General features: G+C 59.1%; 12 protein-coding genes. 7 read left to right on the top strand and 5 right to left on the bottom strand.

Going from position 1 to position 16,440, the window contains the following annotated elements; translation table 11 throughout:
* Positions 1–26 precede the first annotated feature (26 nt).
* Positions 27–968 carry a GDSL-type esterase/lipase family protein gene (locus P5205_08630; protein HSA10423.1) on the bottom strand — a complete coding sequence of 314 codons (942 nt, stop codon included), beginning with the start codon at positions 966–968 and terminating at the stop codon, positions 27–29.
* A 699-nt stretch (positions 969–1,667) separates the two neighbouring features.
* On the opposite strand from P5205_08630, the gene P5205_08625 reads away from it, so the two are divergent.
* The 4 genes from P5205_08625 to P5205_08610 all read left to right on the top strand — a co-directional run bounded on the left by P5205_08625 (position 1,668) and on the right by P5205_08610 (position 5,989).
* Positions 1,668–2,006 carry a P-II family nitrogen regulator gene (locus P5205_08625; GenBank protein HSA10422.1) on the top strand — a complete coding sequence of 113 codons (339 nt, stop codon included), beginning with the start codon at positions 1,668–1,670 and terminating at the stop codon, positions 2,004–2,006.
* Positions 2,007–2,409: 403 nt separating this feature from the next.
* The gene (dnaA, locus tag P5205_08620; protein ID HSA10421.1) at positions 2,410–3,771 is read left to right on the top strand and encodes a chromosomal replication initiator protein DnaA; all 1,362 of its coding nucleotides are present in this window, start codon (positions 2,410–2,412) and stop codon (positions 3,769–3,771) included.
* Positions 3,768–4,748: an ATP-binding cassette domain-containing protein gene (locus P5205_08615; protein HSA10420.1), complete on the top strand. Its 981-nt coding sequence runs from the start codon at positions 3,768–3,770 to the stop codon at positions 4,746–4,748. Before dnaA ends, P5205_08615 begins: the two co-directional genes overlap by 4 nt.
* 254 nt (positions 4,749–5,002) lie before the next feature.
* Positions 5,003–5,989: an aldo/keto reductase gene (locus P5205_08610; GenBank protein HSA10419.1), complete on the top strand. Its 987-nt coding sequence runs from the start codon at positions 5,003–5,005 to the stop codon at positions 5,987–5,989.
* A gap of 494 nt (positions 5,990–6,483) precedes the next feature.
* Here the strand turns inward: P5205_08610 and P5205_08605 are convergent, their stop codons facing one another.
* Positions 6,484–8,136, bottom strand: coding sequence for a hypothetical protein (locus P5205_08605; protein HSA10418.1), 1,653 nt, complete (start codon positions 8,134–8,136; stop codon positions 6,484–6,486).
* A gap of 92 nt (positions 8,137–8,228) precedes the next feature.
* A complete protein-coding gene (locus P5205_08600) occupies positions 8,229–9,275 on the bottom strand; it encodes an SDR family NAD(P)-dependent oxidoreductase (protein ID HSA10417.1) in 1,047 nt (348 codons plus the stop codon).
* Positions 9,276–9,402: 127 nt separating this feature from the next.
* On the opposite strand from P5205_08600, the gene P5205_08595 reads away from it, so the two are divergent.
* Both P5205_08595 and secA read left to right on the top strand, forming a co-directional pair.
* Positions 9,403–9,822, top strand: a complete 420-nt coding sequence (locus P5205_08595) for a secondary thiamine-phosphate synthase enzyme YjbQ (protein HSA10416.1) — start codon at positions 9,403–9,405, stop codon at positions 9,820–9,822.
* 130 nt (positions 9,823–9,952) lie between these two features.
* Positions 9,953–13,039: a preprotein translocase subunit SecA gene (secA, locus tag P5205_08590; protein HSA10415.1), complete on the top strand. Its 3,087-nt coding sequence runs from the start codon at positions 9,953–9,955 to the stop codon at positions 13,037–13,039.
* A 137-nt stretch (positions 13,040–13,176) separates the two neighbouring features.
* Here secA and P5205_08585 read toward each other — a convergent pair whose 3' ends face one another.
* Both P5205_08585 and P5205_08580 read right to left on the bottom strand, forming a co-directional pair.
* On the bottom strand, positions 13,177–13,500 hold the full coding sequence (locus tag P5205_08585; GenBank protein ID HSA10414.1) for a TRL-like family protein: 324 nt from the start codon (positions 13,498–13,500) through the stop codon (positions 13,177–13,179).
* Between the two features lie 225 nt (positions 13,501–13,725).
* Positions 13,726–14,838, bottom strand: a complete 1,113-nt coding sequence (locus tag P5205_08580; GenBank protein HSA10413.1) for an SGNH/GDSL hydrolase family protein — start codon at positions 14,836–14,838, stop codon at positions 13,726–13,728.
* A 235-nt stretch (positions 14,839–15,073) separates the two neighbouring features.
* Here P5205_08580 and P5205_08575 point away from each other — a divergent pair, with 235 nt between their 5' ends.
* Positions 15,074–16,366, top strand: a complete 1,293-nt coding sequence (locus tag P5205_08575; protein HSA10412.1) for an outer membrane protein transport protein — start codon at positions 15,074–15,076, stop codon at positions 16,364–16,366.
* Positions 16,367–16,440: the final 74 nt, after the last annotated feature.

Below are 16,440 nucleotides of genomic sequence, written 5' to 3'. Positions count from 1 at the left end.
GAGGCGGAGGGATGGGTGGAAACTCGCTACAAGCCTACCGCCTGCAGGGCTTGGAAGTAGAGCCAGTGCCCGTAGTCGTTGGGATGATTTATGTTATTGCCCAGGAGATCCTCGGGCTTCTTCCGGGACGCGACAGTCATCCAGAGGTGATAGACGTCGGCGAAGGCGCAGCGCTCCGCCAGCGCCACGCGCTCAGTTGCGTCAGCATAGGCGGCCATGTTGTGTGAGCCGTAATGCCACTTTGGGTTTGGTGGAAAGGCGGAAAACAGTACAACTTCTGCTCCTGTCTCGGAACGAATCCGCTCAATCATGGATCTTAGGTTCGCGGCAAAAACATCCAGCGGCACACCAAACCCCTCACGGTTGTGGTCGTTCATACCAAAGCCGACCAAGACCAAGTCCGGCTTCTGCTGAAGCACTTTCTCCGGCAAGCGCTGCATGCCCTGGATGGTGGAGTCCCCGCCCGTTGCCCCGTTGGTGATGTCAATGCTGGCGCCCGGGTACTTGGCTCGGAGTGCCGTCGCCCACCGTTCCCAGAAAATCAACCCCGGCTCCGAGGTGTCCCCGCCGGCGGTGATGCTGTCCCCAAAAGCAACTATGCGCACCTGCCGTCCGGCCTGCAGCCTCTGTTGCGTGTTGGGCAATTGCGCCGCGCGGAGGTCAGGGTGGGCGGCCGGCCTCACCCATTTCTCCGAATGCGCATAGTCCACATATACGAAGAACGGCCCGTTGCCAAAACCCGGCCACTGTTCGTGTCGAAAATCCTCTTTGCCGAAGAGGATGTTGGTGCCGAAGTCCGGGATGCGTGAGTCGGGAGCCCGGCGGATTCTGTTGGGCGCCTCCAACAGGTAGTCTCGTCCCTGCTCGTATTGGATGGTCTGAGACAGCCCTTCCCGATAGGTGCTGCGGACCGCTACGGGCCGGGAGGCAGACGGGGGGAAAGCCAGGTTAGCTGGAGTCTCTCCCACAAGGACAAGTGATTCGCCGATTTGAAATTCCAGCGCGCAACGCGGGCACAGGCCTCCGCATCCGTTCAATAGTACCGTCAGGACCGGCACTCCGGCTAGGGCAGTCAACGATTTCCATTTGGGCATGCTTCACAGATGCCCGGATTCGTATGGCGGGGCAACTGAATTGTCCCCAGGTGTTATGCGACTTCTCGGGCGACTACAAACGCGACTTACTGCCTGTACGTGAGGCACCTACTGAGGCGGCCGGTAATTCGCTGTGTGTGCGCAATCCGTAGCACGTGACCGCGGACAACGAAACCGGGCTAGACGGCCGGAGGATGACCGCAAAGCCCGGGAAAAGTCGAATCGGTACAATAGTAGGATCAAGGAGAACATCAACCAAGGCCTATACCCGGGACCAAGGTCGAAATCAGCAGCCGACAGGCAAAGAACGCAATGCGGCTGCCCAATAATCTCAAGGGCTGTAAACAACAGCGAATCAATCACGGGCCGCAACCTCGGTCAATTCTTAATTAGAAAATACTACTCACTCAGATAAGCAAGGCGCTTGCACGTGCGGTCCGTTCCAGAAGCGGCATCGAGGAGTTTGGGCTGGAGTCGGAGGTGAAAACGGAAACTTCGAAGATATTTCCAACATTCCTGTTTACAGTTCCGCGTTGAGTAGTAGAATCTGTTTTCGCAAAGCGGAACCATGACATGAAGAAGATTGAGGCCATCATTAAACCTTTCAAGCTGGAGGACGTCAAAGAGGCTCTGTCAGGCTTGGGGGTCGAGGGCATGACTGTGTCGGAGGTTAAGGGGTTTGGCCGGCAAAAAGGGCACACTGAGATCTATCGCGGCAGTGAGTACACGGTGGATTTTCTGCCAAAAATAAAGATTGAAGTCGTTTTGGGAGACAGCCAGGTCACGGGTGCTGTTGAGGCAATCGTCAAGGCCGCTAAGACGGGCAAGATTGGGGACGGAAAGGTCTTTGTCAGTACGATCGAGAACGCAATTCGGATTCGGACCGAAGAGACCGGCGAGCAAGCAGTATGAACCGTTGGACGGCTGCTTTCTCGACGAAGAAATGGAAATAGCCTGATTTTACTGGGGAAAATTGGCCTGTGAATAACTCGTTAATAAGAGTTAATATCTTGTCCTCGCAACCGTGGGCTGCATTACCTAAAAACATCGTCCGGGGCAGCAGTGGGGCCTCAGCAATCAGGGCCCCGATCAGACTGGGCTGGGAGCAGAAGTGGGTATCCGTCATAAGTCGTTGATATTTCGCAACATACAGTAGATATCAGATTTGAGCAGATTGGAAGATTCGATATGAAACACCTTTTTAGTTGGCATGGAGTCGGATTGTTGGCAGGAGCAAGAGGCAGAGGCAGCCTTTAGAGTGCGGTAAGTGGCTAAGTGAATAAAGTGCCCAAAATAAGGGCTTTCGGGAGAAAAAATGCAAACTTCCGCAGAGAGAATTTGGAACGCAGCACGGGAGCATCTTCGCTCGATGCTGAGCGCGGATACCTACAATCTTTGGTTCGCACCATTGCGTGCCTGTGCGCAAGAGAACGGCAGCATAACGCTTGAGGTGGCCAATGACTTCTGTGAGGTCTGGCTGAAGGATAACTACATGGACTTGTTGCAGGATGTGATGGCGGTTGCGTCCGGGCGGCAACTCCAGGTTAAGTTTAAAGTGGCGGCAGCGACCGGCGCGGGCGGCCCGGCGTCGCAATCGGTCCCGGCCAGGAAGAAGGCTGCTGGGGCCGCCCCGGAGCGAATCCAATCCAGCCAGGAACCGGCCTTCAATTCCAAGAACACTTTTGAGACCTTCGTCGTCGGCAATAATAACAACTTTGCTTATGCCGCTGCGCTGGCGGTAGCGCAAGCGCCGGCCAAGGCGTATAATCCGTTGTTCCTTTACAGCGGAGTGGGATTAGGCAAGACCCATCTGTTGCATGCCATTGGGCAACATGTTGTGGCGAGCCGGAAGGGAGCGAGAGTTGCCTACGTTTCGTCCGAGCGGTTCACCAATGAGTACATTGACGGCATTCAAAACAACCAACTTGTTCGTTTCCGCAAGAAGTACCGCCAGACAGATGTGTTGCTGATTGACGACATCCAGTTCCTGGCGGGCAAAGAGCGGATTCAGGAGGAGTTCTTTCACACTTTCAACGCCTTGCACGAAGGGCACAAACAAATCGTGCTGACCTGCGACCGGCCCGCCAGCGAGATTCAAAACCTGGAGCATCGGCTCATGTCGCGCTTCGAGTGGGGGTTGGTTGCGGACCTGCAACCGCCCGACGTCGAAACACGCCTGGCGATCCTGCAAAAGAAAGCCCAGATCATGGGTGTCCAACTGCCGGAGGACATCATGGAATTCCTGGCCAACCGCATTCGCACCAATATCCGGCGCCTCGAAGGGGCGTTGGTTCGCGTGGCTTCCTACGCCGCCCTGATCGGCAAGAAGCTGAGCCTCGAGATAGTCGAAGGGTTGTTGCGTGAGATTCTCAACGAGGAAGGCCGCTACTCGATCAACATTGAAGTGATTCAAAAGCGGGTCGCCGAACATTACGACATCCGCTTGGCGGACATGACCAGCCGCCGGCGGCCGGAGAGCATCGCTTTCCCGCGTCAGGTTGCCATGTTCCTCTCGCGCCAGATGACCGAGAAGTCGCTGAGCGCGATCGGTGACGCCTTTGGCGGGCGCGACCACGGGACCGTGCTGCACGCCTGTCGGCTGGTCAAAGACCGCATGGAAGTGGATCCGAGTGTCCGGCAGGTTGTCAGCTACCTGGAAAAACAGCTCATGCGTTGAGCGCCGCCGTTGAAGTAAGCAGCCTGACCAAGGCTTTCCGCACCTACAAGAAGCAACCGGGGTTCTCGGGCGCTGTCCGGGGCCTGTTCCGTCGGAAGTACGAACAAATCGTTGCCGTTAAGGACGTCAGCTTCACCATCCAACCCGGCGAGTTGGTGGGCTTCCTGGGGCCCAACGGGGCCGGCAAGACGACGACCCTGAAAATGCTGGCTGGCCTGCTTTATCCCACCATTGGTTCGGCCCGCGTGCTTGGTTATGTTCCCTGGAAGCGCGAAGATGGCTATCGTCGGCAATTTGCGCTGTTGCTCGGCCAAAAGAACCAGCTCTGGTGGGATTTGCCTGCGCGGGAGTCGCTCGAACTAAACGCCAAGATCTATGGCATCCCCGCCTCGACGCTGGAGCGTACGGTCGCGGAGATGAGCGAGTTGCTGGCCGTGCGCGACAAGCTCAACGTCAGTGTTCGCGAACTCTCGCTCGGCGAACGCACAAAGATGGAATTGATCGCAGTCCTGCTGCATCAGCCGAAGGTCCTGTTTCTGGATGAGCCAACCATTGGTATGGACGTGGTTTCCCAGAAGATTGTGCGGGAGTTTCTGCGGGAACACAACGCCAGGCGCGGGACGACGATCCTGTTGACGAGTCATTACATGACCGACATTCAGGAGCTTTGCGAGCGAGTCATTATTATTGATCACGGCAGGATCTTCTTCGATGGCCGCCTGACCGAGGTGGTGGACCGTTTCGCGGATTCCAAACTGGTCACCATTCAATGCGCGGGCGGAGCAAATCTCTCAGGCGCCCAACTGGGCAAGTACGGTGAGGTCGTGGCGCATAACCTGGGAGGCATACAGCTCAGGGTCAAGCGCGACCGGGTGATCCCCGTGTGCAAAGCGCTGCTTGACGAACTCCCGGTCAGCGACATTGACATCCAGGAAGTTCCAATCGAAGAAGTAATCCGACGCCTTTTCGCTCGGTGAAGATCGGAGGAGCTGCCGGGCGCAGCGTTGAGGGTGTGGGGCCTCCAGTCGGGTCACAGGCGTAGTCACCTCACAGTGTTGCTGTCAGAGCCCACAAACCTGCCCCTCAATGGCGGCGCAACCGATTCAGGGCGCTGCCGCCGGGCTGTGCGACTTCCATTTCGCGCCTTTTGTGTTTCGGCAGACTAACCGGTAGAGGCGTGCTATGGTTCCCTTGGCGAACTAGCGGGGAAGAAAAGAGACTGCGAGGACATATGAAGACGCGACAACTTGGCAAGAGCGGATTATCAGTTTCGGCCATCGGATTGGGTTGCATGGGCATGTCGGAGTTTTATGGGCCGGGCGACGAAAAGGAGGCCATGGCCACAATCCACCGCGCGCTGGACCTGGGCGCGACTTTTCTCGATACGGCGGACATGTACGGCATTGGCGCCAATGAGATACTGGTTGGCAAAGCCATCCGGGACCGACGCGGCCAGGTGGTGTTGGCCACCAAGTTTGGCAATGTCCGCGACGCCGCCGGAAACTACCTCGGCGTGAACGGCCGACCCGCTTATGTGCGCTCCGCCTGCGATGCCAGCCTGAGGCGGCTCGGCTTGGAGGTCATTGATCTCTACTACCAGCACCGCGTTGACCCGCAAGTCCCCATCGAAGATACCGTTGGCGCCATGCGCGACCTGGTGACTGCTGGCAAGGTGCGATATCTCGGGCTCTCGGAAGCCGCGCCGCAGACCCTTCGTCGCGCCGTCAAAGTTCATCCCATTGCGGCGCTGCAAACCGAGTACTCGCTCTGGTCGCGCGATGTCGAGGCCGAGATTCTGCCCACTTGCCGGGAACTGGGCATAGGCTTTGTGGCCTACAGCCCGCTGGGGCGGGGCTTTCTGACCGGCAGGATTCGAAAGCTTGAAGACCTGGCGGAGGGTGATTGGCGACGGAACGCACCGCGGTTCAAGGCTGAAAACCTCACGCACAATCTCGAATTGGTGCGCCGCATTGAAAGCACCGCCAAGGCCAAACGCTGCACCCCAGCTCAATTAGCCTTGGCCTGGGTCCTGGCCCAGGGCGAGGACATCATTCCCATCCCTGGCACCAAACGGCGAGCTTACCTGGAAGAAAACCTGGAGGCACTGAATGTCCACCTGACACCCGGTGATGCGAAAAGCCTCGGCGAATCCGCCACGACAGGCTTGGTGGCCGGCGATCGCTATCCTGCCCAAGCCATGCAGGCGGTGAACCGCTAGCAATCTGGGCAAATCTACTCTTCGGCGGCGCCAGATAGCGTGGATACCGAAGACGCTGTGAAATGGGCGACCTGCCACTACACCCTGACTGGCGCCGATGGCCGGATGGTTATCCGCTAACTGGTGCAAATGACTACCACAGTTCAGTATTCCTGGACCGAACAGCCCTCCCGGTGGAAAACGGCATTATGTCCATTTTTAGGACAGTGGTAGTTCCGGAGCGCATCCGTCGTCACAAGCTCCAAAGCCGGAAGTGCTGGTGCGTCAACGCTGTGAAGCCCGTTATACCCCGGTGTGGTTCCCATGGGGGTCGGCCCCCATGGGAACCACACCGTAGTCCCGCCGGATTGGCACCGTCACATCGCAGGCTCCTGTCGCTTTTTAGCATACCCGCACGGGGGGCCGACACCCGCTGGACAGCCGCACACGTATTTGTTGACTGGCCTGGCTCGTTCGGATGCCCTTGGGCCTTCGCCGGGGGCGTAGGGAGGCGATTACGGGCTTAATACGGCTCGATAGAAGCGCTGGTTGGGACTCGATGGAGGGCTGTTGGTGTAGAGCCAGGGGGGGGTCTCGATGGAATTGGTTGCCAGCGCCGACCAAGTTTGGAGATCCGTTGAATTCTCCAGCACGATGTTCTGGCCGGGTTGGGCGTTCACCGCAATCCGGTATCGCGACTCACTCACCTTCCAGATGTCCAGCGTCGGGGGTTGAGGCGAGGGAACCAACTCCACGAGCTCGGGGGCGTACAAGTGTCGGGTCAGGCCGCCGCCCGTAATGCTGGCATAGAGGGCGTGGTAGCCAGGTGCCGCGTTGGTGGGGTCCAGCGTGAGGCTGGCATTGGCATAACTGACAAAGGAAGCGCCGTTGCCGGGAACGCTTATCTGCTTGAGGAATTTCTGATTGAAATTGAGGGGGTTGAAGTCGTCGTCCAGGTAAAAGCTTACTGTCGCGTTGGTGGTGTTGGGCCTGGCCCACTGGTAATAGAACTTGATCCAAAGGCTCTGGCCTTGGACGACGGCGTTGGTATCCACGCGGTTAAACTTGATGAGATTGGGCCAGGTGCCGTTGTTTGCCGGCAGCGCAGTGCGGTTGGCCGCGGTGCCGAGGCCGAGGTCCCAATACTGATTGTAGCCGTCCTGGATGGCAGGGAAGCCAGGACCGAGCGGCTGGTCCGGGCTTAGGCGGTCTGCGCCGCCGATGAGACTGCAGTTGAAGCCGGCGACCACACCCTGGTCCTCATAAGCCACCCACCAGCTTATGCGTTCGTCGCTGGTGATTGAGGCGCTGCCGTCGCTCGTGGGCGTTCGCCAATCCAAGGTGCCATGATACCAGAGGTGCACATTCGAATGAGGATTATCGTAGCCCTCGGACAGAATGGTCAGCTCGCGATTATAGGCTCCGGAGGCGGGTTTTCCGTTGGGGACGAACAAGTTGTCGCCAAGCCCCTGCCAGTAGTTGTCGCGGAACAGAACATTGGCAAAAGTACTCGACGCGGAGGCATCAACCGTGGCGAAGAGCCAGTCATTATTGCCGTCGTTGTTGAGAGGGTGGGGATCGAGCGAGCTGAGGTGGTCAACCCAAAGGCCGTTGGTGCCTAGAAGGCGGGTGATTTCATTGATGAGCGAGCCGCCGCGACTATGGCCAGCCAAATGAAGAGGGAACTCCGCCAGGGCATGGCCGCCCAGCTCGGAAATGGCGTTGGCGTCTTGGAGCACTTGGCTTGCAATCTGGGCCACGTAATAAGTGCTACTACCGCCAGAAGGCGGGAAAAGAGTCCCGGCCATCTGGCTCCAATCAAGTCGAACGATGATCTCTCCCGAATCGGTCAGAGTGGGCGCGTTGCCGCTGGCGCGGGAGCACTGGTAGTTTCCATCGCTTGTGAGGATTATCTTGTAGGTGGTGAACTGCGTTCCCGGGAAGCGGATGTTGCTGGGGATACTGTCTGCCATGCCCCGCACCCAGTCGTCGGCGTCCGAGTTGAAGCCGTGGGTGATGAGAGTGACGCCTGTCGCGAGACAGGAAGGGGCGGCACAGGCCGACAGCAGGAGAATCCACAGTCCCCACAAGCCAACGAAAAAGCGCCGCGCCTCCGGGCCGGGTGCCGTGGCGCCGCCTTGGGAGGGCCGGTTATCGTCTGCACTCATTCTTGCGTAGCTGGTGCCACACTACACCCCAACCCGCCGATATGGCCAGCCTGGCGTCGCGAACCAGGGAGAGAACTCCACGAACTGCCGGCTCATGGGGTTGGAAGAGCGCCGGAGGCGACAGCGCCTTTGCCATAGAAGTTCCCCTTGACCGAGGTGCCAACGGCCAGCACCACCTTGCCCATGGGGCCCTGGGCAAGTCGTTCGAACGCCTGCGGGAGCTGCTCCAAAGGAAAGACCTTGTCCACTTGGGGGCGGGCCCCAACGCGTGAAAGCAACGACACTACTTCTTGCCAGGCCGTTCGGCTTTCGGCGTTGGTCCAGGCGCCAACGGCTACCCCTCCCAAGCGGATGCGTCGGAAGAACAGCGTGGCGGTGTTGAAGCTGGGGACCGGGCCTGCGAGGCGTCCGACCACGCTGACCCGTCCGTGCTCGCCCAGGGTTTCAATCACCTCAGGCAGGAGCTTGCCACCGATATTGTCAACGGCCAGGTCAACCCGATGCGGTGCCAGAACAGACTTCAGGTCCAGGCGCCACTTTGGGGCCAAGGGATCGAATGTGGCGGCGGCGCCCAGTTCTTCGAGACGGCGGCGCTTCTCCAGGCTCCGCGAAAGTGCCACGACCTTGTGTCCCATTGCGGCGGCGAGTTGCACCGTAGCAACCCCCACGCCGCCTGAGGCCCCGGTCACCAGCACCACGGACGACGGCGATAATGGTCCCCACATCGTCAGGGCCTGGTAAGCGGTCAAATAGACCAGGGTCGCGCCAGCGGCTTCGGCCTCGCTCCAGCCGGCGGGAATCTCGATAAGGTCGTGCGCCGGCACCGCCACCCGCTGGGCAAAGGTCCCCGGGCGGTTCCCGCCCGCCTCGCCACGCAGCAGAGCCCGCCGGTCGCCCACAGCGACACCAGTAGCTTCACAACCCGCGGCCACTACTGTCCCCATGCCGTCCCGCCCGAGGATATGGGGCAACGCTGGTTTGGCCGGATACTGGCTTTCCGCCAGGTAGCGATCGGCGGGATTCAGCGCGGCGTAATGGACTTGAAGAACAACTTCGTTCGCACCGGGACTCGGGTCGGGCACCTCGGTCAGGCGCAGGCCGCCAATACCGTCAAGCTTGTCAATAAGCCAGGCTCTCATGCGTCCAATGACAGCCGCAGGCCGCTGATTGTCAACTGGCAAGATAGCAGCAATTCGGCACTGCAACTTCGCGGCTTCGCATGTTCGGTCTGGCCAGAACCCAAAACTCTGGCACCCTGTCCCCGCCATGAAATCGCTAACTGAACATCTTTGGTTCGAGACACCGCACCGGTGCGACTACCTCAATATCACCGGCACTGTCGAGGGGTTCGTCCGCAAGAGCGGGGTGCAGGAGGGCTTGTGCCTGGTCAACGCCATGCACATTACCGCCAGCGTCTATATCAACGACGCCGAGGACGGCTTGCTGCACGATTACGACGTGTGGCTCGAGAAGATCGCGCCGCACGCGCCTACCTCTCAATACGAGCACAACCGCACCGGCGAGGACAACGCCGACGCCCACATGAAGCGGCAGGTCATGGGCCGCGAGGTCGTCGTCGCCATCACCAAAGGCAAACTCGACCTCGGCCCTTGGGAACAAATATTCTACGGCGAGTTCGACGGCCGCCGGCGGAAGCGCGTGCTGGTGAAGATCATCGGGGAGTAATCCTGCACGGCATCCGCGAACACCCGTCACCACCAAATTACTCCCCGCTGGCCTGAAGTGGGCGTGATTCGCTTATATCTTTGACGCCCGGGGAGGCTTCCCGTAGCGTCTGGGAGCTGTTAAAGCCACCATGATTGGGTATATCGTAAAGAAGTTCATCGGCTCGAAGAACGACCGGGAGGTCAGGCGCCTCCGTCCCCTGGTCGCGAAGATCAACGCCGTTGAAGCCGAGCTGCAGAAGGTCCCGGAGGAGGTTTTGCGCCAAAAAACCGCCGCCTGGAAGGAGGAAATGTCCAACATCAAGGACAACGAGAAGCTGGCGCAGCGGCTGAAGGAGATTCTGCCGGAGGCATTCGCAGTGGTGAAGAACGCCTGCCGCCGACTCTGCGGATCCGAGATCATCGTGCGCGAGCATCCGCTCACCTGGGAGATGATCCCGTTCGATGTGCAGCTGATTGGTGGTTATGCGCTGCATTCAGGCAGAATTGCGGAAATGGCCACCGGCGAAGGCAAGACCCTGGTGGCGACGCTCCCGGTTTACCTGAACGCCCTGAGCGGGCGGGGCGTGCACATCGTGACGGTCAACGACTACCTGGCAGCGCGCGACAGCGAGTGGATGGGGGCGGTTTACAAATATCTCGGCCTGACGGTCGGCTGCATTTTGCATGACCAGCCGCCCCGCGTGCGGCGGGAGCAGTACAACTGCGACATTACCTACGGCACCAATGCGGAGTTTGGCTTCGACTACCTCCGTGACAACGGCATGGCCACCCGCAAGGAGGAGCAGGTCCAGCGCGGTCATTACTACGCGATAGTGGATGAGGTGGACTCGATCCTCATTGATGAAGCACGCACGCCGCTCATCATCAGTGGCCCGGCCGTGATTACCTATGACGAGCAGTACGCCAATTTCCGGCCGCAGGTGGAGGCGCTCTTCCGCGTGCAGGAGCGGCTCTGCAACCGCTTTCTGGGGGAGGCCGAGAATCTCCTGCGCAAGCTGCGCCCGGGCGACGGGTCCAACCCGGAACACCCTGAGGAACTCGAACGCCAGATCGGGTTGCTGCTCTTCCGTGTCAAGTGCGGTCAGCCCAAGTCGGAGAAACTGCTGAAGCTCCTGGAGGAGCCGGAAAACCTCCGGCTGATGCACCAGGCCGAACTCCACCTCCATGCCGATCAGAAGAAGATCGAGATGTACAAGGAGAAGGAAGAGCTGTTTTTCGCCATTGACGAGAAGAGCCACGACGCCGACCTGACCGAGAAGGGCCGGAGCAATCTCAGCCCGAAGGACCCGGACGCCTTCATGCTGCCCGACCTGAGCACGGCCTTGCACGACATTGATCACGGGCCCGAGGAAGACCCGCGCAAGCGTTTGGAAGCCAAGACCAAGCTCCAGCAGGAGTTCGAAACCAAGGCCCAGCGCATCCACGCGATCTCCCAGTTGCTCAAAGCCTACTGCCTCTACCAGAAAGATGTGCAGTATGTCGTTCAGGACAACAAGGTCATCATCGTGGACGAGAACACCGGCCGCCTGATGACCGGCCGCCGTTGGAGCGATGGCCTGCACCAGGCGGTCGAGGCCAAGGAACAGGTCGAAATCGAGCGCGAGACGCAGACGCTGGCGACGATCACCATTCAGAACTATTTCCGTCTGTACCACAAACTGGCCGGCATGACGGGGACAGCGGAGACGGAGGCTTCCGAGTTCTTTGACATCTACAAGCTGGGCGTGCTGGTCATTCCGACCAACAAGCCGGTGGCGCGCAAAGACGCCAACGACTCGGTTTACAAGACCCGGCGCGAGAAATACAACGCGGTGCTCAAGGAGATAAAGGAAGTTCACGGCAAAGGCCGGCCAATGCTGGTGGGCACGATTTCCGTCGAGGTCAGCGAACACCTCTCACGCATGTTAAAGCGGGAAGGGATCATCCACTCCGTGCTGAACGCCAAGTTCCACCAGCAGGAGGCCGAAATTGTCGCCCGCGCCGGGCAGCGCGGCTCCGTGACGATTGCAACGAACATGGCCGGCCGCGGCACCGACATCAAGCTCGGGCCGGGCGTGGCCGAGGCGGGCGGCTTGCATGTCATTGGCACCGAGCGCCACGAGGCGCGCCGCATTGACCGCCAATTGCGCGGTCGCTGCGCGCGCCAGGGCGACCCGGGCTCCTCGCACTTCTTCATCTCGCTCGAGGACGACCTGATGCGCCTGTTTGGCTCGGACAAGATCGTCAAGTACATGGAGAAGATGGGCCTCGAAGAGGGCCAGGAGCTGGAGCACCCGCTGCTCAATCGCTCCATCGGCCAGGCCCAAAAACGTGTCGAACAGCACAACTTCCAAATCCGGAAGCGCACGCTCGAGTACGATGACGTGATGAATAAACAGCGTGAGGTCATTTACGGCTTCCGCAATGAGATCATCCACGGCACGGACGTCCGCGACCGCCTCATGGACATCATGGAGGAAGTCGTGCTTCAGAAAGTCGAGCAGTTTACCACGGCAGAGACCGATTTAAACGAATGGAAGGTGCGTTCCCTGGCGGACTGGGTGAATCTGAATTTCCCCATCGGCATGCCGGAGAAGGAGATCATCAAGGCCGCCGAATCGGGGAAAGAAGAGCCGGTCAAAGGTTCAATCTTCGGCAGTCTCAGCGCGCCGCAGTTCGCGGTGTGCACCTTCATCTCGGACAGTGTTCGCAAGGCTTACGAGATCAAGATCAGCTTCGAGAACCCCGAGGCGCTCAAAGAGGTCGAGCGCTACACCATCCTGAGCGCCATTGACAAGCTGTGGCAGGAGCATCTCTACGAGATGGACAGCTTGCGTTACAGCATCGGCCTGCGCGCGCACGGCCAGCGCGACCCCCTCATCGAATACAAGGCCGAGGCTTACAAGATCTTTGAGGAGTTGATGGTCAACATCAAGACCGAGATCTGCCACAACATCTTCCGCAGCGCGTCCAGTCTGATGGCCTTTGAGAATTTCCTGCGCAATGTGCCGCAGCAGGCAAGCCATCAGTCCACCAGCGCCTTCGGCGGCACCTCAACCGGGACGAGCACTGGTTCCACCCGCCGCGCCCCGCAGCAAGGCAGCGACATTGTCAGCGAGGCCGCTGCCGCGGTTGAGAAGGCCAAACCCGTCCGGGTTGGCCCAAAGGTTGGCCGGAATGATCCCTGCACGTGCGGCAGTGGAAAGAAATACAAGCATTGCTGCGGTAAGAATTGATGGTGCAATAACCCAGGGCGGCCATCACTGAGCCGTTGGGCCAGTGGAGGGTAACGCAATTTACAGCCGGGTGTACGCAGGAAGACCGGCTCCTATCAAGAAAGCCGGTCTTGGTCAGTTCTGCTAAAGTGTGGACGTTATTCGCCGTAAACCGTCACCGTGGTCTTTGCATACACGCCAAGGACGGAGGTGGTGTGGTAGTCCACGTGCTGAATCTTGGTAATCCCGGCGCTGTCAGCCGCGGCTTTGATGCTGGAGTCTCCCGTGGCGAAGCAAATGATGCCCGTCGAGGAGGCCTGCCCTACCTTGCTGGCTGAGGAATGGCTTGTGGCCAGAATAGGCCCGGATACGTCGGTGTAGATGAATCCGCCAACGCTCCCGACGGGACCCATCGGGCCAACGCAACCAACTAGCAACCCAGCCACCGCGACCATAGAGGAATAACCGATCAGTTTTTTCATAATGCCTTTCGTTGTTGTTTGTATTTGTTAACCAAGCGGCCTCAATGCTTCACCGCCAGGAATGGATAATATTAGACCGACTGTTTAAGACTGTCAACCAGTCATCTAGGAGGGACTGCCTGACAGAAGGGTGACCGGATCAATGATGGTGCCCAGGCTCGCGGCGCCAGCGAACCGCTCGCCCCTGCCGGCAAGGCTGCGCAGTGGTGTGTGCGTAACCGCGGCTTAAGGCCAGGACCACGCAAAGGGGAACCGTAACCGATAGAAATGGCCAGAGCCGGAGGCTGGCGTGAAGAGCGTTTGCGTTGCGGCCGTGCTGTTGAAATTGGTCACTGAAAACCAATTCCCCACCACGAGATCCGTCCTGCTGTCCACGTAACCATTCAAGCCAATCGGAATGTTGGCCACGTCCAACCGGTTGCTGCTGCCGAGGTGTGTGAGTTGGCTGACGATAGGAGGCGAAAGTAGTTGCTGGGTAATGTCGGCCATAACTGCATGAACTTTGGCTGTGGGGTCCGTGTCGTCCCACCAAATGTAGCTTGCCCCAGGCCCATTCAAAGACTTGTCGGTCAGAGTCTCGTCGCTCAACGCATCAACCGTCTTGCCCTCGAAGAGGGCATTGGTAACTCCGTAGTTGGCGGGGTGAGCAGCGATGTCATCGAGCAGGGCAAACATGTCCGGGACATAGATCCTTGCCGCCGGCAATAATATCCTTGCCTGATCCAGCATGGCATAAAAGGCGGCGTTGAACTCAATGATATTTTGGCGAACAAAGTTCTTGTTCTCGGTGGACATGTCGACGTAGCTGGGAATCTTGGTGATATCCACAGCGTTGGGCATGACGAACGTTCGGGCTCCTTTGGCGTGGTAAAGATTGGTAAGAGCATACCAATGATTGGCGATGGTCTGGTGATTGGCGCTGGTCCATTCAGCCTGATTGCCCAGCTCGCGGTTGCCCACGTTAAACACAAAGTCGGCATTGGCAACCCAGATCACAAAGAGTGCTGTGCCGGCATCCGTGGGGGCATTGAAGCCGTTGATGCTTTGCACCAAGAGGCTGCTGTAATGAGCAAAGAAGGAGTAGTTGTTAGTGGAGTAAGTCCAGGTGACGTTAGTGACGCTGTTATTGGGCAGAGCCTGGCGCTCGGCGAGCACCTCGACCCAGACGCGGCCGTTGGACCGGCGCAGACCGTGGTAGGCGGCGCCGGCGTAGGGATTATTGGTCGTGGTGGAAACACCGTCCCCAAAGACATGGATGGAACTAAAGGCGGCCTGGGCAGAAGGAACGGCCGGCACAGTCAGCAAAACGATTGCGAGCAAACGAACTAAGCTGCTCATTGGGCCATTGTGCCCGGGTGCAAGGGAACGTAAAGGTAAAATGGACGATGATCGGTTCCCGCGCCGTGTGCCAGGGGCAAGGATACCTCCACCAGCCTTCGAAACCGGGTCAACGCTTAGGGGGCGGAAGCATACTGGCCGGGTGGCCTGAGGAAACGGCAGGAAAGCTGCTTGCGTGGGGCGGCGGTTCATGCCTATCTGGGGTGTTGGTCCGCGTAATCGGGCAGTCGATTTCATGATTACGAACAGGCGCAGAACAGCGTGTGTGCTATTGGCGGTGGCGGCAGGGCTCTCTGGTCCGAGCGCGCTGGCGAATGGGTTTCGGCTGGCGGGTCAGGATGCCTTTGCGACCGGGCGTGGGGAGGCGTTCGTGGCGACTGCGGATAATGCATCGGCAGTGTATTACAATCCCGCCGGCCTGGCTCAACTCGATGGCAGCAATCTGCGAGCCGGTGGGTATGGCATCTATCTCGACCCGACGTTCCGACCGCCAGGCGGTCGGTCTAACAGCGGTACGACCTATAGCGTTGACGATCACTACGCGGTGGTGCCGCAGCTTTTCTACGCCTATGCCCCTGAGGATTTCCCGCTGTGCTTCGGCTTCGGCGCCTACGCACCGTACGGGGGCGACCTTAGTTGGCCGCAAGACACGGGATTTCGTACGGTGGCAACGAAGGGTTCGCTGACCTACTTGCGAATGAATCCGGTGGTGGCACTGAGATTGGGAGACAAATTGTCAGTCGCCGGAGGCTTGATGGTGGACTATGCGGATATTGAGATGGAAGGGGGCCTTCGCCGCCGAATCAACCCCATCTTTCCGGAGGACTTCTTCCGATTCCAGGGGAACGGTTGGAGTGTCGGCTACAACGTCGGTCTACTCTGGCGACCGCACGAGAAGGTCGCGCTAGGGGCCACATTTCGCAGTTCCACACCCGTGACTTTCGAGGGGGACACCGACTTCGAGCGCCCCACCTCGACGCCGCCTACTCACCGAAGCGCGGAAATGGACTTGGATTTTCCGCTAGGCGCCGTTGTTGGGGTTTCGTTTCGGCCCACCGCAAAGTGGAATCTGGAATTTGACGTGGATTACACGGATTGGAGCAGTTACGGGCGGACCACAATTCACCAGCCGGGGGCGCCAGACGGCCAGGAGAGTGTGGTGCCCCGGGACGTAGATCTGACTTTTGACTGGCAGGAGAGCTGGATGTTCGGGTTCGGCGTGACGCGGTATTTTGACAATGGCTGGCATGTGAGCGCTGGTTACCTCTATAGTCAGAACTCGGTACCGGATGACTACTATTCGCCACTGGCGGCGGACTTGGACCGGCACTTCTTTAGCGTTGGCGCCGGATTCAGAGGGAAGCGCTTTAGTTTCGACGTGGCATACCAGTTCGGCTACGGACCGGACCACACCGTCAATGGCAGCGCCCCCTCGTCATTGGCGGGAGTCATCAACGGACAGGACGCAGACGGCACGTATGATTTTATCAGTCATGCCGTATTCTTGACGGTGGGCATGCGGTTCTGAGTTGGTCGGCTGGAGACCGGCCGAGGCATGTCGAACCGACCAGCGGTGCAACGGCAGGTCGGAGGGCTTCTTCT

It is taken from the genome of Candidatus Paceibacterota bacterium, assembly GCA_035452965.1.
Lineage (GTDB): Bacteria > Verrucomicrobiota > Verrucomicrobiia > Limisphaerales > UBA8199 > UBA8199.
The sequence above is the reverse complement of the archived record's forward strand: the minus strand, read 5'-3'. Positions and strand labels throughout refer to the sequence as shown.